This is a genomic window from Aeromonas crassostreae (genome assembly GCF_054052445.1).
Genome location: NZ_JBSTYM010000009.1, coordinates 38785 through 65563, shown reverse-complemented (window position 1 = coordinate 65563; position 26779 = coordinate 38785). Strand labels below are relative to the sequence as shown.

Sequence of the window (26779 nt, the reverse complement as noted above, 5' to 3'; positions counted from 1 at the left end):
TCGCCTCTGTCGTTGGTGGGCAGGGGATTATTTGCCGCAAAAAATTGATCTGGCGCAAAGTGGCCCCCTATATATTCCTTTGGTGGCATAGGCTTGGCTGGCCAGTTAGGTTCCAATAGAAACGACAGTGAACCCCAGAGCGGCCTGGGCCAGAATAGAGTGTCGCGCCAGGGGCGCGCCATCGGACAAAGGACACATCATGAGCTTTCTTGAACAAACCATCTGGACCGTATTGGGCTATGGCGTCATGCCCTTCATCTTCCTGAGCGGCTTCGTGGCGGTGGCGGTGACCTGTTGCGTGTTGCTCAATGCGTTCGGGGTGCAATCCGCCGAGAAGTGAGGCCGCCGGCCTGACTCGGTAAAGGGCCGCCAGGGCCCCGCCTCTCGTGCCATGCCGGTCCCAGGACCGGCATTTTTCGTTGCTGCTCCCCCCCGATGCGGGGCGGGCCGTGCAAGGGGCTCGAAGCTGCCCGCAAATTTGATTACACTGGCGCCCGGCCCGCGTCGGGTCTCCCGTTTCGTCTCCCATAAGGTTTCTCATGGCTCTCAAGGCAACCGTATTCAAGGCTCAGATCTCTCTCTCCGACATGGACAGGGGGCTCTATCAGGACTTCTCCCTCACCCTGGCCCGTCACCCCTCCGAAACCGACGAGCGCATGATGATCCGCCTCGCCGCCTTTGCCTGGCATGCCGCCGAGCGGCTCGAATTCACCAAGGGGCTGTCGGCGGACGATGAACCCGAGCTGTGGCGCAAGAACTACTCCGACGAGATTGAGCTCTGGATAGAGCTGGGCCAGCCTGACGAGCGCCGCCTCAAGAAGGCGTGCAACCGCTCGCGCCGGGTGGTGCTCTATCTCTACGGCGGGCGCGGCACCAGCGTCTGGTGGAAACAGAACCAGGGCAAGCTCAGCGCCCACGACAACCTCAGCATCATCGAACTCAGCGACAACCAGACCCTGCCGCTGGCGGCCCTGATCCAGCGCACCATGCAGCTCACCTGCACCATCTCGGACGGTCAGCTCTGGATCAGCAACGGCGAGGCCGAGGTGACCCTGGATCCCTTGGTGTTGCACGGCAAGCAGGCGCGGGAGCTGGTCTGACGCATCGACAGGCGTGTGTAAGCGACATAGCGGGGCAAAACAGAGGCAAAAAAGAACCGGATCCTGGGACGGGATCCGGTCTCATTGGGGGAAAGGGTCACGCATAGGGCGCCTGGCTCATCCCTTCTTGTCATCGGCGAAGGTGATGTTGAGTTCGAGCACCGACAGCTCATCACTCTTCTGATCCAGTTGCACCGTCACCTTCTCGGGGTCTATCTGCACGTACTTGCGGATGACGTCCAGGATGTCCTGCTTGAGCTGGGGCAGGTAATCCGGCCCCCCTCTGGACGAGCGCTCATGGGCGACGATGATCTGCAGCCGCTCCTTGGCGGTCTGGGCCGTCGTCTGCTTCTTGGTGGAACGAAAATAATCAAAAATAGACATGCTTAACTCCCGAACAGACGGCTGAAGAAGCCCTTCTTCTCTTCTTGCAGGAAACGGAACTCGGTGGCGTCTCCCATCAGACGGGAAACGGCGTCTTCATAGGCCTTGCCCGCATCGGACTCTTTATCCAGGATAACGGGTTCGCCCGAGTTGGAGGCGCGCAGCACCGCCTGGGACTCGGGAATGACACCGAGCAGCGGAATGGCCAGGATCTCCTGCACGTCCTGCACGCTCAGCATGTCGCCACGGCTGACCCGGGTCGGACAGTAGCGGGTGAGCAGCAGGTGCTCCTTGATGGGATCCTCGCCGCGCTCGGCCCGGCGGGACTTGGAGGCCAGGATGCCGAGGATCCGGTCCGAGTCGCGCACGGAAGAGACTTCCGGGTTGGTGGTGACGATGGCTTCGTCGGCGAAATAGAGCGCCATCAGGGCGCCGGACTCAATCCCGGCGGGGGAGTCGCAGACGATGTACTCAAAGCCCATCTCTGCCAGTTGATCCAATATCTTCTCGACCCCCTCCTTGGTGAGGGCGTCCTTGTCCCGGGTCTGGGAGGCGGGCAGGATGAAGAGGTTCTCGCTGCGCTTGTCCTTGATCAGGGCCTGGTTGAGGTTTGCCTCGCCATTGATGACGTTGACGAAGTCATACACCACGCGCCGCTCGCACCCCATGATGAGGTCAAGATTTCGAAGGCCAATATCGAAATCGATGACCACCGTCTTGTGACCCCGCTGGGCCAGTCCCGTACTCAATGCCGCGCTGGTAGTGGTCTTGCCAACGCCACCTTTGCCGGATGTAACGACTATGATTCGCGCCATTCTCGCTTCCTTGTAACTCTATTTGATGCGGTCTATTCGGAGTTGTTCATTATCCAACCGGACATGGACCGGCTGTTGTATCAGGTCGGCTGGCAGTGCATCGCTGAGCTGGAAGGTGCCCGCGATGGAGAGGAGCTCGGCCTGCAATTGCTGGCAATAGATGCGGGCATCGCCATTACCGCGCGCCCCGGCTATTGCCCGGCCCCGCAGGGCCCCGTAGATATGAATGCTGTCATCGGCCAGAACTTCGGCCCCCTGGCTCACCGAGCCTAGCACCACCAGGGAGGTGCCGACCGCGTAGATCTGCTGGCCGGAACGCACCGGGCCGACATGGACCTTGCTGGCGATCAGGGGGGCGGGGAGCGGGTGCTCGGCGACCTCGGGCGGAGTGGGCTCGGCGGCCGGTTCGGCATCGACCAGGACCTCGGCCTTGCGGCTGCGTCCCGAGGTCATTACCGCCAGACCCGCCGCCTTGGCGGCGGTCTTCATGGCCTCATCCTTGGCCCCTGTGATGCCGACCAGCACGAAGTCTTCCGCTTCGACCAGGGCCTTGAGCTCGTCAAAATCCGGTTGCTGCGCGAGTTTTTCCACATTGAGCACCAGGGGCGCACAATTGAAAAAACGGGGCGCCAGCGCCACCTTGGCGGCCAATAACTGGCGTATCTTGTCCGGCGCGGCATCGTTGATATGCAACACAGAAATAGTGAAGGTGGTCCCTTTCAATTCGTTATCGCGCTCAACCATGACTTTCCCCGAGACAGAGACGGTAATCCGTTATTGTTATTGATTGCCTGATGTTATAGTTTGCCCACTTCCGAGGCAATAAACTCAGCGGATTATATCAATTTCCATGTTGTGTGCAGTCTATAAAAGTCGCAAAAAAGCGGACACCTATCTCTTTGTCGAAAAAAGAGATGATTTTTCCCGGGTTCCATCCCCCCTGATGCAGACCTTCGGCCCTCCGCAACTGGTGCTGATGACCCGGCTCACCCCGGGCAAGCCCCTGGGCATGGCGAGCGTGAGCCGGGTGATGGAGGCGCTGCGCCAGCAGGGCTTCTATCTGCAGGTGCCGCCGCCGGTGGAGAACCTGCTCGAGCAGCACAAGCTGGCACAAACCCGGCGCAAGGCCCCCTGATATTATCGGACGCCCCCTGTCGCCGGGCGCCCCTCCCCGGGGCGTCTTGCTCCCGGGCCTCGGTTGTTTCCCCGTTATTGCATTGTACCCCCGCCCTAATTATCCGCTTGGCCGCCATGGCCTCGCTAAATACCCCGTCTGCCGCGAGCGATAATCTCTTTCGCCTTCGAATGAGCCTTGAAAATATATTTTCAAACGGCGATAGACTTGTATAAATATACAGGTGTCCTCCCTGTGCTTTATTGACGACCTGGATCCCGGGACATGGCGGGGCGCGCTGCCATGGCGCCAGCAAGGGTACTTCGGCAAGGCGAGAGGGAGGGGGCGGCGCGCGCCAGGAAGAGGCAGTGAAAGGCGGGCAGCAAAAAGGCGGGAGATCCCGCCTTTTTCATCGCACGGCGTCGCCGCTTATTCGCAGGCGACCTGCATCACCTTGATGGCCAGGCCGCCGCGGGAGGTCTCGCGGTATTTGGAGTCCATGTCCTTGCCGGTGATGTACATGGTCTCGATCACCTTGTCCAGCGACACGCGCGGCTTGGAGGTGCGGCGCAGGGCCATGCGCGAGGCGTTGATCGCCTTCATGGAGGCGATGGCGTTGCGCTCGATGCAGGGCACCTGCACCTGGCCACCGACCGGATCACAGGTCAGACCCAGGTTGTGCTCCATGCCGATTTCGGCGGCTTCGCAGACGTGCTCCGGGCTGCCGCCCATCAGCTCGGTCAGGCCGGCGGCGGCCATGGAGCAGGAGACACCCACCTCACCCTGGCAGCCCACTTCGGCCCCCGAGATGGAGGCGTTCATCTTGTAGAGCATGCCGACGGCGGCGGCGGCCAGGTAGAAGCGGGTGTACTCTTCGCGGCCCACCGGCTGGATGAACTTGTCGTAGTAGGCCAGCACGGCGGGGATGATGCCGGCGGCGCCGTTGGTCGGTGCCGTGACCACGCGGCCACCGGCGGCGTTCTCTTCACTCACCGCCAGGGCGAACATGTTGACCCAGTCGATGATGTTCATGGGGTCGCTCGACAGGCTCTCGTTGGTGGTGAGCTGGCGATAGAGGGGAGCGGCGCGACGGGGCACCCGCAGCGGCCCGGAGAGCACACCCTCGGTGCGGCAGCCGCGCTCTATCCCTTCCCGCATGGTGGTCCAGATCTTGCCGAGCTTCTTGTAGATCTCTTCCGGGGTGTTGAAGCACTTCTCGTTCTCCATCATCAGGGAGGAGATGGAGAGGCCGGTCTGGCTGCAATGGGCGATGAGCTCGGCGGCGCTCTTGAACGGGTAGTTGACCGCCATGTCGCCGCTGTCGGCCTTGCCGAAGTTCTCCTCGTCGACGATGAAACCACCGCCGATGGAGTAGTAGGTCTTGCTGTAGGCCTTGGCATCCTCGATGAAGGCGGTCAGGGTCATGCCGTTCTCATGCAGGGGCAGGGCCTCGTCATGGAACACCATGGCATCGCGCGGGAAGCTGACGGTGTGGCAGTGCAGGCCGATGGGCAGGCGACCGGTCTGCTCGACCCGGGAGATGAACTCGGGGATGCCGTCGATATCGACGTTTTCCGGCAGGTTGCCCGCCAGGCCCATGATGATGGCGGTGTCGGTATGGTGACCCTTGCCGGTCCAGGAGAGGGAGCCATAGACATCGACCTGGATCCGGGTGATATCACGGATCTTGCCGCTCGCTCGCAGCTCGTCCACGAACTGCTTGGCCGCTTTCATCGGGCCCACAGTGTGGGAGGAGGAGGGGCCAACACCGATTTTGAAAATATCAAAAACGCTGATCATCTAGTAGTTACCTCTGGGTAGAAGCCGGCGCCTTGCCGGCTTGCAAAAGGGGGTGATCCATGGCGCTTGCGTCGTGACATCGCCCTAAGGTCCTGGACCTGGTAACGGCAGTGTAACGCGGTCTGCCTTAAAAAAAGTTGAAACAGGTCTATTTTTGTTGAACCAAAGGCCGCGAGTATAAAATTTATTTTGATGCTTATCCATTTTGTTAATCGTTTGGCAAACGTTTTGCGAAAAAATACCCGGCGAGGCCGGGTATAGCGGGGAAAATGGGGTTCGTATGGGTTTCTTGCATCGCGATAGCCCCGAGGAGAGTCCCTGCGACGCTGCGGTGTTAACACTCTGTGATGTTCACCGCCAGGCCCCCTCGGGCCGTCTCCTTGTACTTGGTCTTCATGTCGTTGCCGGTCTCCCACATGGTCTTGATCACCTTGTCCAGGGAGACCTTGTGCTCGCCGGTACCCCGCAGGGCGAGGCGGGCGGCGTTGATCGCCTTGACCGCCCCCATGGCGTTGCGCTCGATGCAGGGCACCTGCACCAGGCCGCCGACCGGATCGCAGGTGAGCCCCAGGTTGTGCTCCATGCCGATCTCGGCGGCATTCTCGACGATGGCGGGGCTGGCGCCGAGCAGCTCGGCCAGGGCTCCCGCCGCCATGGAGCAGGCCACCCCCACCTCGCCCTGGCAACCCACCTCGGCCCCGGAGAGGGAGGCGTTCTTCTTGTAGAGGATGCCGATGGCGGCGGCGGTGAGGAAGTAGCGCACCAGCAGCGCGTCATCCACGGTGCGCACGAAGCGATCATAGTAGTGCAGCACGGCGGGGATGATGCCGGCGGCGCCGTTGGTCGGTGCCGTGACCACCCGGCCCCCGGCGGCATTCTCCTCGTTGACGGCCAGGGCGAACAGGTCGACCCACTCCATCACCATCAGGGGATCCTTGTTGAAATTGGTCTCGCAGCTGAGCTGACGGAACAGGGCGGGGGCCCGTCTGCGTACCTTGAGCCCGCCGGGCAGCACCCCCTCGCTCTGGCAGCCCCGGGTCACGCAGCCCTGCATGGCGTGCCAGATCTTGCGCAGCCCCGCCACTATCTCCTGCTCGCTGCGAAACACCTTCTCGTTGGCCAGCATCAAGCCGGACACCGAGAGGCCGCTCTCCTGGCAGTGGGCCAGCAGCTGGGCGCCGCTGTCGAACGGGTAGGGAATGGGGTGCGCCGCCTCGAAGGCCGCCGCCTCCTCCCGGGCGCTGGCGAAGTGGCTCTCCTCTATGATGAAGCCGCCGCCGATGGAGTAGTAGGTCTGGGCCAGCAGCAGCTCGTCCCCCTCATAGGCGCGCAGCGTCATGCCGTTGGAGTGGGCGGGCAGAGTCTTGCGGCGGTTGAAGAGGATGGCGCCATTGCGAGGGAAGGCGCTCGCTTGCTCGCCGGCCAGGGTGAGGGTCTGGCTGCGCTCCACGTCGGCGAGGAAGGCGGGGATCCCTTCGATATCGACGGTATCGGGCTCGAATCCCGCCAGTCCCAGGATGATCGCCTTGCCGGTGCCGTGTCCCTTGCCGGTCTGGCCGAGGGAGCCGTAGCACTCGGTCTCGACCCTGTGGGTGCGCGCCAGCAGACCCTGCGCCTTGAGCTGGGTCACGAAGGCGTGAGCCGCCCGCATGGGGCCGACCGTGTGGGAGGATGAGGGGCCTATCCCGATGGAAAACAGGTCGAAGACGCTGATCATGACATCACTCCGCTTATGGGTTTTGTCTAAACATTGTAAATTTTTTGTAGTCGATGGGAAGAGGGGGAGGTGAGGGATGTGATGGCGCCATGAAAAAGGGCTGCCGAGGCAGCCCTTTGCGGGGATTTATCCGTGTCCGACTTAGCCGAACAGCTGATAAAGGATGGCGGAGATGGCAACCAGACCCATGGTGGTCACGAAGACGTTGCTGATCTGGCCCTGATACTTGGCCATGGCGGGCACGCGCTTGATGGCGTACATCGGCATGATGAAGAGTATGGTGGCGATGATGGGACCGCCCAGGGATTCGATCATGCCCAGGATGGAGGGGTTGACCACGGCGACGACCCAGAGGGTGAGGATGAAGAAGGCGATGATGATCATCTCGATCAGCTTGTGGTTCGGCTCCTTGTTGGCGCCGCGCATCTGCTGGACGATCAGGCCCTTGAGACCTTCACGGGCACCGAGATAGTGGCCGAAGAAGGAGGAGACGATGGCCACGAAGGCGACCAGGGGACCGAAGTAGGAGATGAGCGGGCTCTCGTGCTGGTTGGCCAGGTAGGAGAGAACGGCGATGTTCTGGGCCTTGGCTTCCGCCAGCTGGGCCGGGGTCAGGCTCATGACGCAGGAGAAGACGAAGAACATCACGAAGCCCAGCAGCAGCATGGCGGTGCGCTTCAAGATGGCATCGGACTTGGCCACGGCCTGGTCGCCATGGTCACGGCGCTGGGCCAGGGCGAAGCTGGAGATGGCCGGGCTGTGGTTGAAGGAGAACACCAGCACGGGGATGGTCAGCCACAGGGTAGTGGCAAAATCCTTGCCGGAGGGAACCTGGGCCAGGGCGGCGCCGGTCCAGTCCGGGATCAGATAGAGGGAGATGCCCGCCAGGACGGCGATCAGGGGGTAGACCAGGAACTGGGTCACCTTGAGCATCAGCTTCTCACCGGCCAGCATCACGGACATCATGCCCATGATCAGCACGATGGAGAGGATCCAGCGCGGCGGCGCGGCCATCTGCAGCTGGTTGACCATGAAGCTCTCGACCGTGTTGGTGATCCCTACGCCATAGATGAGGACGATGGGATAGATGGCGAAGAAGTAGAGCAGGGTGATGAGCTTGCCGGCGCCGACGCCGAAGTGCTCTTCCACCACCTCGGTGATGTCCGCATTGGGCTTCTTGGAAGAGAGCACGAAGCGGGACAGGCCGCGGTGGGCCAGATAGGTCATGGGGCCGACCAGCAGCGCCATGCAGACCAGCGGCCAGAAGCCACCCATGCCGGCATTGATGGGCAGGAACAGGATCCCTGCGCCGACGGCGGTACCAAACAGGCTGATGACCCAGGTGGTATCCTGTTTGCCCCAACCACGGGATTGAACGGAGCTTGTTCCTTGCTCCTTGGTGACCGCAGCGTCCTGTGCGTGAGTGACGGTATTTGACATGTGTCTGACCCCAGATGTGTGGTTTTTATTAATCCGGCGCAAGGATACTGTCTTTGCGGGTGAAAATGTTGATCAAATTCACTTTTCTACCGTCGAAACCCGCACTTTTTTATGGAAACGTGATCAAAAGAATAAAATTTCAATTTTTGTTTATCATTTCCGGTGTTATTTGAATGTTAAATTTCGATTTTCACCCCAAATAATGTAACGACGCTGTTAAATGGCGATCTGGGCGGCCAGTTGCCGGATCATGCTGGCGGTCGCGCCCCAGATGTATCTGTGCTGCCAGGGGATCCAGTACAGGGTGTCCCGGCGCCCCTGACGCTGCAGGGTCATGCTGATGTAGCGGGCGGGATCGAGCAGGTGGTGCAGGGGCACCTCGAAGGCGGCGCTGACCTCATCCTCGTTGAGCCCCAGCCGGTAATGCGGATCCAGCAGGCCGACCACGGGCAGCACCTCGAACTGCGACACGGTCGGCAGCCTGGGTAGATGACCGAGCAGGCGGATCTGGCTGGCGGGCACCCCTATCTCCTCCTCGGTCTCCCGCAGCGCCGTCCGATAGAAGCTCTCATCCTCCGGATCCTGGCGTCCCCCGGGGAAGCTTATCTCCCCGGCGTGGTGGCGCAGGTGGCGGCTGCGCTCGGTCAGCAGCAGGTGCAGGCCGTCGGCGCGCTCGACCAGGGGCATCAGTACGGCGGCGGGATGGAGGCCCGGGCGACTCGGGCGCACCAGGGCGGGGCTGGGCAATTGCAACAGAAAGCGGGTCAGCAGGTCGCCATGGGTCATGGGTGCTCGTTCTCCAGCAGTGGCAGGATCCGCGCCAGCTTGTCGAAGGTCTCCTGATACTCGTCCTCTACCCGGGAGTCGGCGATGATGCCGCCACCGGCCCAGCAATAGAGCTGCCCGCTGGCTGCCAGCAGGGTCCGGATGCAGATGCTGGTGTCCATGCGCCCATGTTGGCTCAGGTAGCCAATGCTGCCGCAATAGCCGTTGCGCCTGTGGGGTTCGAGCTCCTCGATGATCGCCATCGCCCGGATCTTGGGCGCCCCTGTGATGGAGCCCCCCGGGAAGCAGGCGCGCAGCAGATCCACCCCCTGCCAGCTTTCATCCAGCTCGCCATGAATGGTGGAGACCAGGTGATGGACGGCGGGGAAGGATTCGACCGCAAACAGCTGGGGGACGCTGACCGTGCCAGGCCGGCTCACCCGGCCTATGTCGTTGCGCAGCAGATCCACGATCATCAGATTCTCCGATCTGTCCTTGTCGGCGCCCGCCAGGTCGCGGGCGCTGGGCTCGTCCTGACGGGGCTCGGCGGCGCGGGGGCGCGTGCCCATGATGGGCTTGGTCTCGATATGGCGCCCATCCAGCAGCAGGAAGCGCTCGGGGGAGAGGCTCAGCACGGCGCTGCCTGGCAGGCGCAGGAAGGCGGAGAAAGGGGCGCCATTGGCGGCTCGCAGCCGCAGGTAGGCGGCCCACTCGTCCCCCTGATAGGGGGCCTGGAAGCGCTGGGTCAGGTTGATCTGGTAGCAGTCCCCCGCCGCCAGATAGGCCTGGATGCGGGCAAATTTGTCGGCATACTGTTCGCGGCTCATGTTGCTCTGCCAAGGGCCTAGCAGGTGAAACGCCCTGGGCGCCACTTCCCCCTGGGCCTGCCACCAGGCGAGGCGGCGCGCCAGCCCGGGTGCATCGCCCCAGTGCACCAGCTGCCAGCTCCCCTTCTCCTTGTCATGGATGAGGGCCCAGTCATAGAGGCCGACCGCCATGTCGGGGATGGCCACATCGGCCTGGGCCTGCACCGGTAGACGCTCGAAGCGGCGTCCCAGATCGTAGCCAAACAGCCCGAGCGCCCCGCCGATGAAGGGCAGGTCGTGCTCGCAGGCCTGCGTCTGGCCGAGCAGGCGGCGCTGGGTCTCGGCCAGCAGGGCGAGGGGATCCCCGCTCAGGCGCTGCTCATCGCCTGCCTGGCAGAGCCGGGTCAGCTCACCCTCGGTGGCGAGGGTCGCCAGGGGATCGGCGGTGATGATGTCGAAGCGATTGTCCTGACCAAGGGGGCCCATGGACTCGAGCAACATGGCCCAGGGCAGGTGTTGCAGCCGGGCAAACAGGGTCGCCGCGCTGCCGGTATCTGGGAGAGGATGAATGTGCAGAGATGGTTTCATTTTTTGTTACACAGGCAACAGTTTGCGCGCTGGTCCCTAGCCGGTATGGGGTGGCAAGGGTATCATAGTGGCCGCGAATGTTAGAAAAAACACGCCGCGCCCTGACGTTGGAAGGGACTTGCATGCCCCTCTCTTTCCCTCTCTGGCGTGGCCAACATGGAAGCCCTTGCTTTGCCGCCGTTCGCAAAGACAAGGACCAGTGAGGATGATATGAGCATCATAAAAAAACAGGATTTTATCGATTCCGTCGAAGGCGCCCTGCAGTACATCTCCTACTACCACCCCCTCGATTTCGTCCAGGCCGCCAAGGCCGCCTATGACCGCGAGATCAACCCGGCCGCCAAGGATGCCCTGGCCCAGATCCTGATCAACTCCCGCATGTCTGCCGAAGGCCATCGCCCTCTGTGCCAGGATACCGGCATCGTCACCTGCTTCGTCAAGATCGGCATGCAGGTGCAGTGGGACTCGGATCTCACAGTGCAGCAGATGGTGGACGAAGGGGTGCGCCGCGCCTACACCAACCCGGACAACCCGCTGCGAGCCAGCGTGCTCGCCGATCCGGCCGGCAGCCGCAAGAACACCAAGGACAACACCCCGGCCGTGGTGCACATCGACATGGTCCCCGGCAACAAGGTGGAGGTGAGCATCGCGGCCAAGGGAGGCGGCTCCGAGAACAAATCCAAGATGGCGATGCTCAACCCCTCCGATGACATCGTCGAATGGGTATTGAAGACGGTGCCCACCATGGGCGCTGGCTGGTGCCCGCCCGGCATGCTGGGCATCGGCATCGGCGGCACCGCCGAGAAGGCGGCCGTGCTCGCCAAGGAAGCCCTGATGGAGCACATCGACATCCAGGAGCTGATCGCCCGCGGACCCGAGACCACCGAAGAGAAGCTGCGGGTCGCGCTCTATGACCAGGTCAACAAGCTGGGGATCGGTGCCCAGGGTCTGGGCGGCCTCACCACAGTGCTGGACGTGAAGGTCAAATCGGCGCCTACCCACGCCGCCTCCAAACCCGTGGTGATGATCCCCAACTGCGCGGCCACCCGCCACGTCCACTTCGAGCTCGATGGCTCAGGCCCGGCCGAGCTGACCCCGCCCAGGCTGGAAGACTGGCCTGAGATCACCCGCGAGTCCGGTGGCAATGTGCGCCGGGTCAATGTCGATGGCATCACCAAGGCCGAGCTTGCCAGCTGGAAGAGCGGCGATACCGTGCTGCTTTCGGGCAAGATCCTCACCGGTCGCGACGCCGCCCACAAGCGCATCGCCGACATGCTGAAAAATGGCGAGGGTCTGCCGGAAGGGGTCGATTTCACCAACCGCTTCATCTATTACGTCGGTCCGGTCGATGCGGTGCGTGATGAGGTGGTCGGTCCGGCCGGCCCCACCACCTCCACCCGGATGGACAAGTTCACCGACATGATGCTGGGGGAAACCGGCCTCATCGGCATGATAGGCAAGTCAGAGCGCGGCCCGAAAACCGTCGAGAGCATCCGCCAGCACCAGGCCGTCTATCTGATGGCCGTGGGGGGCGCCGCCTACCTGGTGGCCAAGGCGATCAAGAAGTCGCGGGTGGTAGCCTTTGCCGATCTGGGCATGGAAGCCATCTACGAGTTCGAGGTGGAAGACATGCCGGTGACCGTGGCGGTGGACTCCCAGGGCAACAATATCCACGAGACGGGCCCGGCCATCTGGTCCGCCAAGATTGCCGAGCTCGACGGCAAGCTCTCCTCCTGAGTCGGCAGGGGGGCGCTCGCCTCCTGTCATGGCAAGCGGCGGCCCTCGGGCCGCCGTTCTGTTCTTGCCTTTGTGTTCATTTGACCTGACCCCCAGCGTTGCCGGCCCTTGACCAGATCAGCGCCTTGCACCAGCGGGCAGGGGGAGCAGGCTGGCAAACCTTCAAACCTTCAAACCTTCAAACCTTCAAACCTTCAAACCTTCAAACCTTCAAACTTTCAGACCCTCAAACCCTCAAACCCTCAACCACGCAAGCCGCTCGGCTCTCTCAGGCGTCCTGGGTCGTTCAACCCCCTCAGGGATATCCAAGGTCTCAAGGCTGTCAAATGCCTCGTCATCCTCATGGCTGCTCGCCGCGGGCGGCATGAGGCTCAATGATTGAGGTAGATGTCCTGGTTGCCATAGTTCACGGCTGGCCCCTGGCTCGTCTCGCGCTGGAAGTAGTGGGTCAGCATCTCCTTGCCCTGGCTCAGTCGGAGCAGGCGCTCGGTATCCAGGCTGATGGCCTCGGGCAGCCAGGTGACGACGGCGGCGCAGCGGCTGCGGTCGAGGGCCAGCTCCAGGGTGCGTTGCCAGTTCTTGATCTTGTGGCGGTGGACCACCAGCACGTGGGCCGGATCTATGCCATGAGCCCGCAGCTGGGCGGCGACCGGCAGACCGGGGGGCGCAATCAGCAGGATCCAGCCTCGCTTCGCCTGGCTTATCTGCCCCAGGGCGCCCAGCAGCTGGGCCCCGTCTCGCACTGTCATGGCGGATGCGCCCGGACGGCGTGTCAGATGACGAGTCGGCCAGGGTTGGGTCAACCCGGCGGTCAGGGAGGCAAGGGGGCGGCTCATTGGCTGGTTCATCTGCTGATTCCTGTATGAATTACCATGCTGTATGTGTATACAGTAGTTGCATCCAGTGCATTCGACAAGTCGTTTCTGCTCAAAAATGTGACGCAGCTAACCAAGATAAACGCCATCTCATTGATACCTCTCTGGTTTCTTTATCATGGCTTCGAACGCTTATGGTCCGATAAATGGACAAAACCCGGCAGGGGGGCCATGGTTATACAGGGTTTAACAGAGGAGCCATGTCATGGATGCCACGACTTTGCAGCGATTGGACGCCAACATCTTGTTGGGGATCGTCAACGAGAAGCTGAGGTTGGAGTGCGACAATCTCGATGAGCTGCTCGCCTACTACGACATGAGCGAGGATCAGCTTGCTACCCGCCTGCAGCAGATTGGTTATCAATACGACGGTGCGAGCAACCAGTTTAAATCCAGGTTGCTATGAGTCTGCTTTGAATCGGAAATGTTAAAAATCAGCCGCTCTATGGGCGGCTGTTTTGTTGTGTCGATGTGGTCGTGAGTTGAAAACGATTTCACCCTTTCGTTTTATTTTCAGATATTTTCAAGCCATCCATTGGCTGGGGATAACGTGAAACCATACTCATGCTCAATACAGGGTTCAAATAACCACCATTAATGAAAAGTTATTGATCTATATGGATTTTAATCTCTGGTGACAGGAAAGGGTTTTCATTGTTAAACTGTCACTTTCATACGTTAAACTGTGACGTAAGTTAACTTTTATATCGGCATCATTCGTTAGTATGTCAACGCCGGAATACATATCTCAGATAACTAAAAATCGGTCCCTGGCGGGTAAATAAATTATTTAAGTAACGAAGGAAACAGCGTTATGGCTAGCAAGAAGAAGACAGAGCTGGATCTGCAACTGAATAAGGATCAACTCAAGGCGAGCATAGTGCGTCATCTGCGCTCCACTCTGGGTACCAGTGAGCAGAAGGCCTCGCCCCAGTCCTGGTGGAAGGCGACAGCCGCCGCCGTCAATGAGCTGGTGTACGAGCGTCTGACCCGTACCCAGCAGACTCACCTTAGCGAGGATACCCGGGCTATCCACTACTTCTCGGCCGAATTCCTGATGGGGCGGCTGACTTCCAACAACCTGCACAACCTCTCTCTCTATACCTTGTGCGAAGAGGCGCTGGCCGAGCTGGGCCTGGAGCTGACCGATCTGTGCGAGCAGGAGCCGGACATGGCCCTCGGCAACGGTGGCCTGGGGCGCCTGGCGGCCTGCTTCATAGACTCCCTGGCGACCCTGAACTACCCGGCGGTAGGGTATGGCCTGCACTATGAGCACGGCCTGTTTCGCCAGGAGATCCAGGATGGTCGCCAGATCGAGCGTCCGGACTCCTGGCGCGAATATGGCAACCCCTGGGAGATCTGCCGCCCCGAGTCGGTGCAGGAGATCCCCCTGTATGGCTATGTGGAGACCCAGTTCTGCGAGAGCGGCGCCCTGAAGAAGGTGTGGCATGCCGGTCGCAAGATCAAAGGGGTGCCCTGGGATATCCCTGTGGTGGGCTTTGGCGGTCACACCGTCAACATACTGCGTCTGTGGGAGTCCCGCGCCTCCGAATTCTTCGACTGGGACGTGTTCAACGCCGGTGGCTATGTCGACTCCCAGGCGGAAAAAGCCCAGGCCGAGACCATCTCCAAGGTGCTCTATCCCAACGACGAGACGGACGCGGGCAAGGAGCTGCGCCTGATCCAGCAGTACTTCTTCTGCGCCTGCTCCATCAAGGACATCATGCGCCGCTACAAGCGGGTCCATGGCAGCGATTTTGGCAAGTTTGCCGCCCAGATCGCCATCCAGCTCAACGATACCCACCCGACCGTGGCCATCCCCGAGCTGATGCGGGTGCTGGTGGACGAAGAAGACCTGCACTGGGATGCCGCCTGGGCCATCTGCTATCAGGTCTTCTCCTACACCAACCACACCCTGCTGCCGGAGGCGCTGGAGAAGTGGAATGTCAGCCTGTTCGAGAAGGTGCTGCCCCGTCATCTGGAGATCATTTACGAGATCAATGCCCGCTTCCTCGGCGATCTGGTGGAACCCAAGTGGCCGGGCGACAACGCCATCAAGGCCAAGCTCTCCATCATCGAAGAAGGGGACGTGCGCAAGGTCCGCATGGGCAACCTGTGCGTCATCGGCTCCTCCAGGGTCAACGGCGTGGCCGAGATCCACTCCAAGCTGGTGAAAGAGGATCTCTTCCCGGAATTTGCCGCCCTCTGGCCCGAGAAGATGTGCAACGTCACCAACGGGGTCACCCCCCGCCGCTGGCTGCTGGCCTGCAACCCCGAGCTGGCCGATCTGTACAACGAGGTGGTGGGCAAGGAGTGGCCGCTGCAACTGGACAAGCTGCGCGGCGTGGTGAAATTTGCCGATGACAAGGCATTCCAGCAGCAGTTCATGACCATCAAGCGTCACAACAAGGAGAAGCTGGTCAAGGTGATCAAGGCCGAGACCGGGATCGACGTGGATGCCAATGCCATCTTCGACATCCAGATCAAGCGCCTGCACGAGTACAAGCGCCAGCAGCTCAACCTCATCCACATCATGGCGCTCTACCGTCGCCTGCTGGCCAACCCCGACTATGACATGCACCCGCGGGTGTTCATCTTCGGCTCCAAGGCGGCGCCCGGTTACAAGCTGGCCAAGGACATCATCTACGCCATCAACAAGCTGGCGGAGCGGGTCAACAACGACGCCCGCATCCAGGGCAAGCTGAAGGTGGTGTTCATGCCGAACTACCGCGTCAGCCTGGCGGAGAAACTGATCCCGGCGGCAGATGTCTCCGAGCAGATCTCTACCGCAGGCTACGAGGCCTCGGGTACCGGCAACATGAAGTTGGCGCTGAACGGTGCCATCACCATCGGCACCCTGGATGGGGCCAACATCGAGATCGCCGAAGAGGCGGGGGCAGAGAACTGCGCCATCTTCGGGCTCAACGTGGACGAGGTGAAGTCCCTGAAGGCACGCGGTTACAACCCGTATGACTTCTACTATGCCAACTCCGAGCTCAAGGCGGTGCTGGACTGGTTCGATACCGACTACTTCACGCCGGGCAAGCCGGGGGAACTCTCCTCCATCAAGCGCTCCCTGCTGGAAGGGGGGGATCCTTACCTGACCCTGGCAGACTTCGAGTCCTACTCCGAGGCGCACAAGCTGGTGGACACCTGGTATCGCGACCCGGCCCTGTGGGCGAAGAAGGCGATCATCAACTCGGCCACCATGGGCAAGTTCAACTCGGACCGTTCCATCCAGGACTATGTCGAGCGGATCTGGAAGCTCGAACGCTGCAAGGTGGGTTGATCACCGCCATAGGCCGCAAGCCCCCGCATGCCGGGGGCTTTTTTGTGCCTGTCTCCCAGGCCGCCGAACAGGGAGGCCCTCGGGCGAGGGAACCTTGGGTCATGGCGCCAGTGGCCTGGTTGAGCCAGGCCCTGGAGGGGGCCGGGCCAGGCGTGGGAACCTGGTTGGGAGTACATAAAGGGAACCCTATTCAACCGAAAGGCCGCCAGGAGTCGTGAGTGGCGATCGGCTTACGGGAGGAGAGGGCTGGCGCGGCCTGGCGGTGGGCTTGCGACTGGGGCGCTGGCAAGGCGCGGCCCGGGCCTGAGGGGGAGTTTGCCCTGGGTGGCACAGAGAGTGAGGACGGCGGTTGCCGGCGCGGGATCCCGGCTTGAGGCGGTTGGCTGCGCGCGAAAAAAAAGCCCCCGCGAGGCGGGGGCCTGGGTGGCCGGATCCGTGACGACTCAGAGGATGTCGCCGACGAAGAAGGCCAGGATGGCCAGCAGCAGGGTGAACACCAGGTTCAGGGCCAGGCCGGCGCGCATCATCTCCCGCTGCTGGATATGGCCGCTGGCGAAGACGATGGCGTTGGGCGGGGTGGCGACCGGCAGCATGAAGGCGCAGGAGGCGCCGATGGCGATCAGCACCGACATCACCACGGGAGAGACCCCCAGGGCCTCGGCCACCCCGGCAAACAGCGGGATCAGCAGGGCGGCGGTGGCGGTGTTGGAGACCAGTTCGGTCAGGAATACCACGAAGGCGGCGAGCGCCAGCAGCATGATGAAGAGGTTGGCATTGGCCAGCACGGCGGAGAGGTGCTCGGCCAGGAAGGCGCTGGTACCCGTCGCCTTGAGGATGGCGCTTAAGGTCAGACCGCCCCCGAACAGCATCAGCACGCCCCAGTCGGTGTTCTGGTTGATGTCATCCCAGCTGGCGACCCGGCTGGTGGCGATGGCGATGATGGCGCCGATGGCGATCAGGCTGTCGAACTGGGGAATGCCGCCCAGCGCCTTGGCGATGGGCTGGGAGCCTATCCAGAGCACGACGGTGACCAGGAAGATGGCCAGGGTGGCCTTGCGATCCCGGGTCCAGTGGATGGTGACATGCTGGCTCTCGACCCGGTGGCTCAAGTCCGGACGGGTGACCAGGTAGAGCAGGGCGATGCCGCAGGGCATCAGGATCAGCACCACTGGCATGCCGAACTTCATCCAGTCGGTGAAGCTGATCCCCATCTGGGCGGCGGCGATGGCGTTGGGGGGGCTGCCGACCAGGGTACCTATGCCGCCGATGCTGGCGCTGTAGGCGATGCCGAGCAGCACGAACACGAAGGTGCGGCGATCCCGCTGGCTGTCGAGCTGGGCCAGCAGGCCGATGCCAAGGGGCAGCATCATGGCGGCGGTGGCGGTGTTGCTGATCCACATGGACATGGCGGCGGTAATGGTGAACAGCAGGATGGCGCCCCAGATGAGGTGGCCTCGGGCCAGCTGCATCACCCTGGCGGCCATCAGCCTGTCCAGTCCCTGCTTGGAGAGGGCGGCGGCCAGGGCAAAGCCACCGAAGAACAGGAAGAGGATGGGGTTGGCGAAATCGGTGAGGGACTTGGCCATGTCAAACACCCCGAGCAGGGTGGCGAGCAGGGGGATGAGCAGGGCGGTGACGGTGACATGGAGCGCCTCGGTCAACCAGAGGATGGCGATGAAGACCAGGATGCCGAGTCCCTTGTTGACCATGGGATCGAACGGGAGCCATGCGAGCATGGCACACAGCAGCAGCACGTTGCCGATGACGATGCCGGACTTGATATCGAACCAGCGTTGATTGGGGGAGGGATCGGGTGTGACCAGGGGAGAGACAGTGCGTTGCATAGGGCGCCTCGGTTAATTTATGGTTGTTGTTGTGTTGCCGAGGTTACGACTGTTGCGCTGTTTCAAACAGGGGCAGATCCCCAAACTTTGGCAAGGCTCACAGAGCGGCCCGTTGCGGTTACATTTGAGTAACACCTCAAGAACAATGCAGCATCATTTGGTGCCAGTCTGTTCCGCAAGCCATTGTTTGAATACGCTCTTTGGCAGGGCGCCAGCCTGTCTGCCGATCAGGGCTCCCCGGCGAAACAGCAGCAGGGTCGGGATGCTGCGAATGCCATAGCGGGCCGCAATGTCGGGCTGCTGCTCGGTGTCGAGTTTGACGAAGCGCACGCCGGGTTCGAGTTCCCGGGCCACCTCGGCAAAGATGGGGGCGAACTGCTGGCAGGGGCCGCACCAGCTGGCCCAGCAGTCGACCACCACCGGCAGATCGGACTGGATCAGGCGCTCGAAATGGGCCGTGTCGCCCTCGATGGGGGTGATGGCGAACAGGGCATGGCCACAACGGCCACACTTGGCGTCGGCCCGCAATTTCTCGCTGGGCAGCCGATTGCGGGTCAGGCACTGGCTACAATGGGTGGTGATAAGGGTCATAGGGTGCTCTCTCATCGGTTATGCGTTGATTTATCACATCCATTTCACTTTCAGGGCACGCTGACGCTAACATGGACGCACCTTGATACCTTGGGCCTTGCGGGAGCACGTCACACATGAGAGTGAAAACGGGATGAATAATAACACAGGGTCCAACCGACTGATCTTGTGTCTGGTCATGGTCACACTGCTGCTGTTCAGCGGCTATTGCTGGCGCCTGCTCAGCCAGCAGCAACGGGCCTTCGATCTCAGTGTGGCGGCCGAACTCATCCTCAACCGGGTCAATACCGATACCGTCTATCTGCTCGGGCGCGAGCAGGCCAACGACGAGCAGGTGCAGCAGCGTCTGGAGCAGCTCTCCGCCAATCTGGACAGGTTCGTGCGCCAGGTGCGCCAGGATCCGGACTCCGCCGCCAACCCCCATGCCCAGGCGCTGCTGCACGATATCGCGCTCTATCTGCGGGATCTGACGCGGCTCTCCTCCATGGAGATGGGGCTCGAATACATAGAAAAACCGTTCCAGCAGCAGTTGAGTATGGTATTGAAGGCCAGCCAGGCAGACGCCGAGCTGGTGGGGCAGGTGCGCACCCTGGCCCAGCGGCTGCACTACCTCAAACGCAACTGGGATCAGGCGGACGGCCAGGCCGTTGATCAGCTGTTGCAGCAATTGCACGGGTCGGTGGCACAGGTGCCGGCCCTGCGCAGCCTCATTGCGCTCAGCCAGGACGTGAGCGCCCAGGTCGCCAGCTACCATCGGCTGCGCAATCAGGTGATCGACATGCACGAGCTCGACGCCCTGGTGGCCTGGAAGCAGAGCAAGATCCGGCAAGCATCCGAGCTCAAGAGCCGCTTCTTCCTGCTGGTGCTGGCCGGCGCCCTGATCAGCTTCTCCCTGGTGGCCCTGACCCTGTGGCGACGCAACCAGAGGCTGAGCGAGCTCTCCCGGGAGACCGGCCTGCTGGCCCAGGCCAAGAGCGATTTCCTGGCCAACATGAGCCACGAGATCCGCACCCCCATGAACGCCATCATTGGCTTTAGCACCCTGGCATTGCAGACCCCCCTCAGCCAGCAGCAACGGGACTACCTCGGCAAGATCAAGTCCTCGTCGGATACCCTGCTGCTGCTCATCAACGACATCCTGGACTTGACCAAGGTCGAGTCCGGCAAGCTGAGCCTGGAGGAGATCGATTTCGATCTGGGGGAGCAGATAGACTCCCTGGCGGGCATGTTTGCCGACCTGGCCGAGCGCAAGCAGGTCGAGGTGATCATCAACAAGTCCCCCGCCGTGCCCGACTTCCTGCGCGGGGATCCCCTGCGTCTGGGCCAGGTGCTGGTCAATCTGGTCAACAATGCCATCAAGTTCACCGAGCGCGGTGAGGTGGAGGTGGTCATCACCCTGGCCAGTGCCGATCCCATGCGGGTGCGATTCAGCGTGCGGGACACAGGGATAGGCATCGCCGAGGAGAAGCTGGCCCAGCTGTTCCAGCCGTTCACCCAGCTGGAGGCGGGCAATACCCGCAAATATGGCGGTTCCGGCCTCGGCCTCAACATCTCCCAGCGGCTGGTGGAGCTGATGGGGGGCAAGATATCGGTGCAGAGCAAGCCCGGGGTCGGCTCCCTGTTCCAGTTCGAGATCCCCATGAGCAAGGCGGTCTATGGCGTCAGCGGGCGGCGGGTCTTCTTCGAGCAGCAGCCCCTCATCCTGGTCATGGACGACAACGAGCTGGTGCTGGAGCTCATCGGCGACATGCTGAGCCGATCCGGGGCCAGGGTGATAGGGGTCAACAGCGTCTCGCGCGCCCGTGAGGTGCTGCTGGAGGAGGGGATCAACCTCAGGCTGGCCATCTTCGACTGGCGCATGGGCCAGGAGGATGGTCTGGATCTGGCGCTGGAGATGCGCCAGCACAGCCAGTGGCGGCTCATTCCCATCCTGATGACCAGCGCCTGGGCGAAGGAGGGGCTGCAGGTGCGCATGGAGAGCATGGGGCTGCACCACTTCCTCGCCAAGCCCATGACGGAAAATGCCCTGCTGGCCAAGGTGGATGAGCTGCTCAATGGCAGCTCCTTCGATGCGAACCTGCGCCAGGCGGAGGTCCAGGGGGATCAGCAGAATTTCCACGACTTGCTGCGGGGCACCCGGGTGCTGCTGGCCGAAGACAACAGGGTCAACCAGCAGCTCATCCTCGAGTACCTCAAACGGGTCGGCGTGCAGGTGACCGTGGTCACCAATGGTCGGGAGGCGGTGGAGCGGGTCGCCGAGCAGCCGTTTGACATCATACTGATGGACTTGCAGATGCCGGTGCTGGACGGACTGGATGCCACCCGCCAGATCCGCAAGATGGTCGACAAACACGACGTGCCCATCATCGCCCTCACCGCCAGCGCCATGCCGGGGGACAGGGAGCGCTGCCTGGGGGTGGGGATGAATGGCTATGTGACCAAGCCGGTCAGCAAGCTGGATCTCTACAACAACCTGCTGCAGTGGGTAAAACCTGTGTCCACTGGCCAGAAGGTGACGGTCAAGCCCCCCGAGGCGATGGATCTGCTGGATCTGACCGACGCCCTGCACCGACTCGATCAGGACAGGGAGGCGCTGCAGATCCTGTTCAAGCTGTTCATGTCCGAGCACAAGGATGACCTGTGGGAGATCCGCAGCGCCCTGCGCCGCCAGGAGCCGCAGGTGGCGATACGGCTGCTGCATACCCTCAAGGGGGTCTCGGCCAACCTCTCGGCCCGGCGCCTCAACATGATGGCAGCCGAGCTCGAGTGGCGGCTGCATCAGGCAGAAGAGTTGAGCGAATCGGATCTGACCCGCTTGCAGCACATCTTCAACCAGACCCGGGATCGGGTGTCTCACTGCCTGCTGGTGGGGGATGGCAGGGCGACGCCGGAGGCGGACGAGGGGCGATCGCCCCGGCCATAGCGGCAGCCAATGCCAGGGAGGGGCCGACAGGCCCCTCCCTGTTTTCGCCGGGAGGCGCCCGCCGGGACGCGATCAAATAGCAATTATTCTCATGGTCACCACTTCGCGCTATCATGCTGGCGCTGTGACCATGCCCGTTCGGGCACTCTTTCTGCCCGCTGCGCGGGCCCTTGCCTGTGGCATCGCCTTCATCATCAAGGATCCTGTGTGAGCGTATTTCTTCGTCTGGGTTGGTTTTTCAAGGAGCAGTGGCGGCGCTATCTCATCGCCATCTCCCTGCTGGCGGTGGTGGCCGTGCTGACGGCCATTCCGCCCAAAGTCGTGGGCTGGGTGGTCGATGGCATCGGCAGCGGCCGGCTCGATCAGGCCAGCCTGACCACCTATCTGCTCGGCCTGCTCGCTCTTGGCATCACCATCTATCTGCTGCGCTACGTCTGGCGGGTCATGCTGTTTGGCGCCTCCTACCGGCTCGCCTATGTGCTGCGCAACCGGCTGTTCACCCACTTCACCCGCATGAGCCCGGACTTTTACCAGCGCCATCGCACCGGGGATCTGATGGCCCACGCCACCAACGACATCCAGGCGGTGGAGATGACGGCGGGGGAAGGGGTACTGACCCTGGTGGACTCCATCATGGTGGGGGCTCTGGTGCTCACCATCATGTGCAGCCAGTACTCCTGGCAGCTGACCCTGCTCTCCCTGCTGCCCCTGCCGGTGATGGCCTACTTCATGAACCGCTTCGGCAAACAGATCTACAAGGCGTTCAAGGCGGCTCAGGGGGCCTTCTCCCGCCTCAACAACAAGACCCAGGAGGCCCTCTCCGGGGTGCGGGTGCTCAAGTCCTATGCGGTGGAGTCCCTCGAAGATCAGGGCTTTGCCGCCCTGACCCGGGAGGCGGGGGAGCGCAACATGGCGGTGGCGCGCATCGATGCCAAGTTCGATCCCGTCATCTATCTGTGCATCGGCTGCTCCTACTTCCTGGCGGTGGCCGGCGGCAGCGCCCTGGTGCTCAAAGATGAGCTGACCCTGGGGCAGCTCACCAGCTTCACCATGTATCTGGGTCAGCTGATCTGGCCCATGTTTGCCATCGCCTGGTTGTTCAACATCATAGAGCGGGGCAGCGCCGCCTATTCGCGCATCGAGCACCTGCTCGGCGAGCACGGCGAGATCCGCGAGCCCGAGCGTCCCGCCCCCTTCGTCACCCCCTTGCCGCTGCGGGTGCAGGGGCTGGGTTATGGCCAGCAGGGGCGCACCCTGCTGGCGGACATCGACTTCACCCTGTCCCAGGGGGCCATGCTCGGCATAGTGGGGCGCACCGGCGCCGGCAAGAGCAGCCTGCTCAAGCTGCTGATGCGCCTGGCCAATCCGGGGACGGGGCGCATCTGGATGGGGGAGCAGGCCATCGAGATCCTGGCCCTCGGGGATCTCAGGCGCCAGTTCGCCTACGTGCCCCAGGAGCCGTTTCTGTTTTCCACCACCATCGCCGCCAACATCGCCCTGGGCTGCCCAGAGGCGAGTCAGCAGGAGATAGAGCGGGTGGCGCGCATCGCCTGCGTCCACGACGACATAGTGCGCTTTGCCAAGGGCTACCAGACCGAGGTGGGGGAGAAGGGGGTGACCCTCTCCGGCGGTCAGAAACAGCGGCTCGCCATCGCCCGGGCCCTGCTGCTGGGTGCCCCCATACTGGTGCTCGACGATGCCCTCTCCGCCGTGGATGCCCACACCGAGCAGCAGATACTGCAGGCGCTCAAGGGGCACAGACGGACCCTGATCCTGGTGAGCCACCGCATGACGGCGGTAGAGCAGGCGGACGAGATCCTGGTGCTGGCCCAGGGGCGGATCGCGGAGCGGGGTAGTCATCAGACCTTGATGGCCCACCAGGGCTGGTATGCGGACATGGTGCGCTACCAGCGACTCGAGCAAGACGTGGAGGAGAGCCTGTGAGCCCAGTGATGAAGAGGTGTTGCATCCTTTGTGTCCCCGAGCCACAGGGCCAGCGGCTGGAACAAGACATGGAGGAGAGCCTGTGAACCCGACTATCAAACGGTTATGGGGTGGCCTGCTGCGCGCCTTGTCTCTCAGTGATACAGGCAGTGAGGTAATCCTGTGAACCCGACTATCAAACGATTGCTGGTCTATTGTGCCGACTACCCGGTCTGGCTGGTGCAGGCCGGGGTCTGCCTGCTGCTGGCCACAGGGGCCGAGGTGGCCGGGCCCTTGCTCATCAAGCTGTTCATCGATGACTATCTGGCGCCGCGCCACCTGGACTGGCCGGTGATTGCCGCCCTGGCGGCGGGTTATCTGGGGCTGCAGGTACTCTCTGCCGCCGGTTTTTACCTGCAATCCCTGCGCTTCAACCGCATCGCCCAGGGGGTGGTGCAGCGCCTGCGCGAGCAGGTGTTTGCCACCGCCATCCGGCTGCCCGCCCGCTATTTCGACCAGCATCGCTCGGGATCCCTCATCTCCCGCATCACCAACGACACCGAGGCGATCATGAACCTCTATGTCCAGGTGATAGGGCTCCTGGTGCAAAAGCTGGTGCTCTTGTGCGGCATCCTCATCTCCATGGCGCTGCTGGATGTGCGACTGATGCTGGTGTGCGCTGCCCTGATCCCGGCGGTGGGCGCCGTGATGTGGCTCTACCAGAAGTTGAGCGTGCCCGTGGTGCGGGAGACCCGCAGCCTGCTCTCGGACATCAACAGCCGGCTCAACGAGTCCCTGCAGGGGATGCCTGTCATCCAGGCCATGGTGCAGGAGGTGCGCTTCGCCAACGCCTTCGCCGAGGTGAACCAGCAGCACTGGGGTGCGCGGCTCAAGAGCCTCAAGATCAACGGCATACTGCTGCGCCCCCTCATCGATCTCTTCTACATGATGGTGCTCATCGGCCTGCTGGCCCTGTTTGCCCACGAGGGGCTGAGCACGGGGGGCGCCATCCAGGTGGGGGTGCTCTACGCCTTCATCAGCTACCTGGGGCGCATGATAGAGCCCCTCATCGAGATGACCAACCAGCTCAACCAGTTGCAGCAGGCCATGGTGGCGGGGGAGCGGGTGTTCACCCTGCAAGACGAGGCGCGCGAGAGCACCCGGGGCGCCAGCGCCCTGCCGGCCGGCCGGGTCAGCTTTCAGGGGGTGAACTTCTCCTACGACGGGGAGCAGCCGGTGCTGCAAGGGGTGAGCTTTGAGGTGGCCCCCGGCCAGATGCTGGCCCTGGTGGGCCACACCGGCAGCGGCAAGTCCACCATCATCAGCCTGCTGATGGGGTTCTATCCCATCGATGGCGGCGAGATACGATTCGATGAGCACCCCCTCTCGACCCTCTCCCTGAGTGCGGTGCGCCGCAGCATCGGCCTGGTGCAGCAGGATCCCTTCATCTTCGTCGGGACCCTGGCGGACAACTTGCGCCTGGGGCGCGAGGGCATCATGGACGCCCGGCTCTGGCAGGCCCTGGAGGAGGTGCAGCTGGCCCAGTTTGTGCGCTCCCTGCCCGATGGCCTGGCTACTCTGATGGAGGAGGGGGGCAAGAACCTCTCCGCTGGTCAGCGCCAGCTGCTCTCCTTTGCCCGCGCCTTGGTGGGGGATCCCCGCATCCTCATCCTGGACGAGGCGACCGCGAGCGTGGACTCCCAGACCGAGCTGGCCCTCTCCCAGGCGCTCGCGGCGGCGCGCCGCGGCCGCACCACCATCGCCATCGCCCACCGCCTCTCCACCATCGTCGATGCGGACGAGATCCTGCTGCTTTCGCGCGGCCAGGTGATCGAGCGGGGTTCTCATCAGGACCTGATGGCCCGGCAGGGCCACTACGCCCAGCTGTTCGAGATGCAGAGCCAGGGGGCCTGGTTGGAGGAGAAGCGGGCCTGAGCCTGCCAGATAACAAAACAGTCGGCCTGGGCCGACTGTTTTCGTTATGGAGGATGCGCCGTCAGGCCGTGGCCTTGCTGCGCGCCTCCAGCTTGGGCTGCCACTGGGCTAGCCGGCGTCATGGGCGTGGACGCCCGGCGGGTCGGGGGATGGCCAGGGGCGGGGTGCAAGGAGGCAGGATGAAGGGGGGTGAGCTCCTGGGTAAAAGGGCGACATCACGCCTTGTATCTGAAAGTACACGCTGGCAACATGCTGGTTACATCAACTCATCGGATCAGTGAGCAATGGACCTGCAACGTCTCAAGGCCAACCTCGGCCTGCGCCTCTTCGCCTGGCGCTATATCCCCGTCATCGGCTTCTGCGCCCCCGTCATCGAGCAGATGAATGCCAAGGCGCTGCGCATCCGCATTCCCCTCGGCTGGCGCACCCGCAACCACCTGGGCAGCATGTACTTCGGGGCGCTGGCCACCGGCGCCGATCTGGTGGGGGGCCTGCTGGTGATGGAGAAGGGGCGGGCGCGGCGCAAGAAGGTGCATTTTGCCTTCAAGGATGTGCAGGGGGAGTTTTTGAAGCGCCCCGAGGGGGACGTGCAGTTCGATTGCGAGGCCGGGGAGCTTATCGACGCCATGATCGACGAGTCCCTGGCGAGCGGGCAGCGTATCAACCGCCCCATCCAGGTGGTGGCCACCTGCCCGTCGCTCAACGGCGATGAGGCCATGGCGCGCTTCGTGCTGACCCTGTCGATCAAGGCCAGCTGACCCGTCACAGCGGGTTGGCCGGGATCGGTGGATCTCGGCCATGAACCCTTCCTTCACTACGGCCTTGATGCCCTGGACCACCTGCCCGGCGACTGTGCTGGGTAGCGTTTGCGGGGGCAGACCGCGGGATCAGAGAATCTCGGGGCTGACGCCTTCCTTCACCACCACCTTCATGCCGTTGAAGTTGACCACCTGCTCGGCCACTATCTTGCAGCGTTTGCGGGTCTCGACCTGACCGTCCACCTCCACCAGACCCTCGGCGACCAGCGCCTTGGCGGCGCCGCCACAATCGGCCCAACCCTGATGCTTGATCAGGTCACACAAGGCAACGAAGGGGTGACCTTCGAGCAGAAACGTCTCCATGGGGAAATCCTC

At 62.5% G+C, this 26779-nt stretch carries 22 protein-coding genes; 10 read left to right on the top strand and 12 right to left on the bottom strand.

Annotated features, from left to right (window positions below; all coding sequences use genetic code 11):
* Window positions 1-199: 199 nt before the first annotated feature.
* Window positions 200-340, top strand: a complete 141-nt coding sequence (locus tag ACW5W4_RS09140; protein ID WP_005895982.1) for a TIGR02808 family protein — start codon at window positions 200-202, stop codon at window positions 338-340.
* Window positions 341-539: 199 nt separating this feature from the next.
* The gene (locus ACW5W4_RS09135; protein ID WP_456689166.1) at window positions 540-1100 is read left to right on the top strand and encodes a YaeQ family protein; all 561 of its coding nucleotides are present in this window, start codon (window positions 540-542) and stop codon (window positions 1098-1100) included.
* Between the two features lie 117 nt (window positions 1101-1217).
* Here the strand turns inward: ACW5W4_RS09135 and minE are convergent, their stop codons facing one another.
* From minE to minC, 3 genes are read right to left on the bottom strand one after another with little or no spacing between them, the layout of a single operon-like run.
* The gene (minE, locus tag ACW5W4_RS09130) at window positions 1218-1484 is read right to left on the bottom strand and encodes a cell division topological specificity factor MinE (RefSeq protein WP_041998671.1); all 267 of its coding nucleotides are present in this window, start codon (window positions 1482-1484) and stop codon (window positions 1218-1220) included.
* A gap of 2 nt (window positions 1485-1486) precedes the next feature.
* On the bottom strand, window positions 1487-2299 hold the full coding sequence (gene minD / locus ACW5W4_RS09125) for a septum site-determining protein MinD (RefSeq protein WP_427262680.1): 813 nt from the start codon (window positions 2297-2299) through the stop codon (window positions 1487-1489).
* Between the two features lie 18 nt (window positions 2300-2317).
* Window positions 2318-3043 carry a septum site-determining protein MinC gene (minC, locus tag ACW5W4_RS09120; RefSeq protein ID WP_456689165.1) on the bottom strand — a complete coding sequence of 242 codons (726 nt, stop codon included), beginning with the start codon at window positions 3041-3043 and terminating at the stop codon, window positions 2318-2320.
* A gap of 106 nt (window positions 3044-3149) precedes the next feature.
* Between minC and ACW5W4_RS09115 the strand changes: the two genes are divergently transcribed.
* Window positions 3150-3434, top strand: a complete 285-nt coding sequence (locus ACW5W4_RS09115) for a YcgL domain-containing protein (protein WP_427262682.1) — start codon at window positions 3150-3152, stop codon at window positions 3432-3434.
* A gap of 408 nt (window positions 3435-3842) precedes the next feature.
* Here ACW5W4_RS09115 and ACW5W4_RS09110 read toward each other — a convergent pair whose 3' ends face one another.
* The 5 genes from ACW5W4_RS09110 to pabB form a co-directional block, all read right to left on the bottom strand.
* Complete coding sequence (locus ACW5W4_RS09110; RefSeq protein WP_041998660.1) at window positions 3843-5213, bottom strand: L-serine ammonia-lyase; 1371 nt, start codon at window positions 5211-5213, stop codon at window positions 3843-3845.
* 334 nt (window positions 5214-5547) lie between these two features.
* Window positions 5548-6930, bottom strand: coding sequence for an L-serine ammonia-lyase (locus ACW5W4_RS09105; protein ID WP_427262683.1), 1383 nt, complete (start codon window positions 6928-6930; stop codon window positions 5548-5550).
* Between the two features lie 141 nt (window positions 6931-7071).
* Window positions 7072-8370, bottom strand: coding sequence for a serine/threonine transporter (locus ACW5W4_RS09100; protein ID WP_427262684.1), 1299 nt, complete (start codon window positions 8368-8370; stop codon window positions 7072-7074).
* 216 nt (window positions 8371-8586) lie between these two features.
* Window positions 8587-9156: a CoA pyrophosphatase gene (locus ACW5W4_RS09095; protein WP_456689164.1), complete on the bottom strand. Its 570-nt coding sequence runs from the start codon at window positions 9154-9156 to the stop codon at window positions 8587-8589.
* A complete protein-coding gene (gene pabB / locus ACW5W4_RS09090; RefSeq protein WP_456689163.1) occupies window positions 9153-10529 on the bottom strand; it encodes an aminodeoxychorismate synthase component I in 1377 nt (458 codons plus the stop codon). Before pabB ends, ACW5W4_RS09095 begins: the two co-directional genes overlap by 4 nt.
* A gap of 210 nt (window positions 10530-10739) precedes the next feature.
* On the opposite strand from pabB, the gene ACW5W4_RS09085 reads away from it, so the two are divergent.
* A complete protein-coding gene (locus tag ACW5W4_RS09085) occupies window positions 10740-12266 on the top strand; it encodes a fumarate hydratase (RefSeq protein ID WP_427262687.1) in 1527 nt (508 codons plus the stop codon).
* 371 nt (window positions 12267-12637) lie between these two features.
* Here the strand turns inward: ACW5W4_RS09085 and ACW5W4_RS09080 are convergent, their stop codons facing one another.
* Window positions 12638-13114, bottom strand: a complete 477-nt coding sequence (locus tag ACW5W4_RS09080) for a cell division inhibitor (RefSeq protein WP_456689162.1) — start codon at window positions 13112-13114, stop codon at window positions 12638-12640.
* A 232-nt stretch (window positions 13115-13346) separates the two neighbouring features.
* Here ACW5W4_RS09080 and ACW5W4_RS09075 point away from each other — a divergent pair, with 232 nt between their 5' ends.
* Both ACW5W4_RS09075 and ACW5W4_RS09070 read left to right on the top strand, forming a co-directional pair.
* Window positions 13347-13547 (top strand): DUF4250 domain-containing protein, encoded by a 201-nt coding sequence (locus ACW5W4_RS09075; RefSeq protein ID WP_427262689.1) that lies wholly within the window; start codon window positions 13347-13349, stop codon window positions 13545-13547.
* 408 nt (window positions 13548-13955) lie between these two features.
* The gene (locus tag ACW5W4_RS09070) at window positions 13956-16430 is read left to right on the top strand and encodes a glycogen/starch/alpha-glucan phosphorylase (protein WP_456689161.1); all 2475 of its coding nucleotides are present in this window, start codon (window positions 13956-13958) and stop codon (window positions 16428-16430) included.
* 443 nt (window positions 16431-16873) lie between these two features.
* On the opposite strand, the gene ACW5W4_RS09065 is transcribed toward ACW5W4_RS09070, so the two are convergent.
* The gene (locus ACW5W4_RS09065) at window positions 16874-18274 is read right to left on the bottom strand and encodes an SLC13 family permease (protein WP_456689160.1); all 1401 of its coding nucleotides are present in this window, start codon (window positions 18272-18274) and stop codon (window positions 16874-16876) included.
* Window positions 18275-18427: 153 nt separating this feature from the next.
* Window positions 18428-18865 carry a thioredoxin TrxC gene (trxC, locus tag ACW5W4_RS09060; protein WP_456689159.1) on the bottom strand — a complete coding sequence of 146 codons (438 nt, stop codon included), beginning with the start codon at window positions 18863-18865 and terminating at the stop codon, window positions 18428-18430.
* Window positions 18866-18998: 133 nt separating this feature from the next.
* On the opposite strand from trxC, the gene ACW5W4_RS09055 reads away from it, so the two are divergent.
* From ACW5W4_RS09055 to ACW5W4_RS09040, 4 genes are all read left to right on the top strand, one after another.
* The gene (locus tag ACW5W4_RS09055; RefSeq protein WP_456689158.1) at window positions 18999-21788 is read left to right on the top strand and encodes a response regulator; all 2790 of its coding nucleotides are present in this window, start codon (window positions 18999-19001) and stop codon (window positions 21786-21788) included.
* Window positions 21789-21995: 207 nt separating this feature from the next.
* On the top strand, window positions 21996-23732 hold the full coding sequence (locus tag ACW5W4_RS09050; protein ID WP_456689157.1) for an ABC transporter transmembrane domain-containing protein: 1737 nt from the start codon (window positions 21996-21998) through the stop codon (window positions 23730-23732).
* A 162-nt stretch (window positions 23733-23894) separates the two neighbouring features.
* The gene (locus ACW5W4_RS09045; RefSeq protein ID WP_456689156.1) at window positions 23895-25646 is read left to right on the top strand and encodes an ABC transporter transmembrane domain-containing protein; all 1752 of its coding nucleotides are present in this window, start codon (window positions 23895-23897) and stop codon (window positions 25644-25646) included.
* Between the two features lie 284 nt (window positions 25647-25930).
* The gene (locus ACW5W4_RS09040; protein WP_456689155.1) at window positions 25931-26404 is read left to right on the top strand and encodes a DUF4442 domain-containing protein; all 474 of its coding nucleotides are present in this window, start codon (window positions 25931-25933) and stop codon (window positions 26402-26404) included.
* Between the two features lie 129 nt (window positions 26405-26533).
* Here ACW5W4_RS09040 and ybcJ read toward each other — a convergent pair whose 3' ends face one another.
* Window positions 26534-26767 (bottom strand): ribosome-associated protein YbcJ, encoded by a 234-nt coding sequence (gene ybcJ, locus ACW5W4_RS09035; protein ID WP_010674882.1) that lies wholly within the window; start codon window positions 26765-26767, stop codon window positions 26534-26536.
* Window positions 26768-26779: the final 12 nt, after the last annotated feature.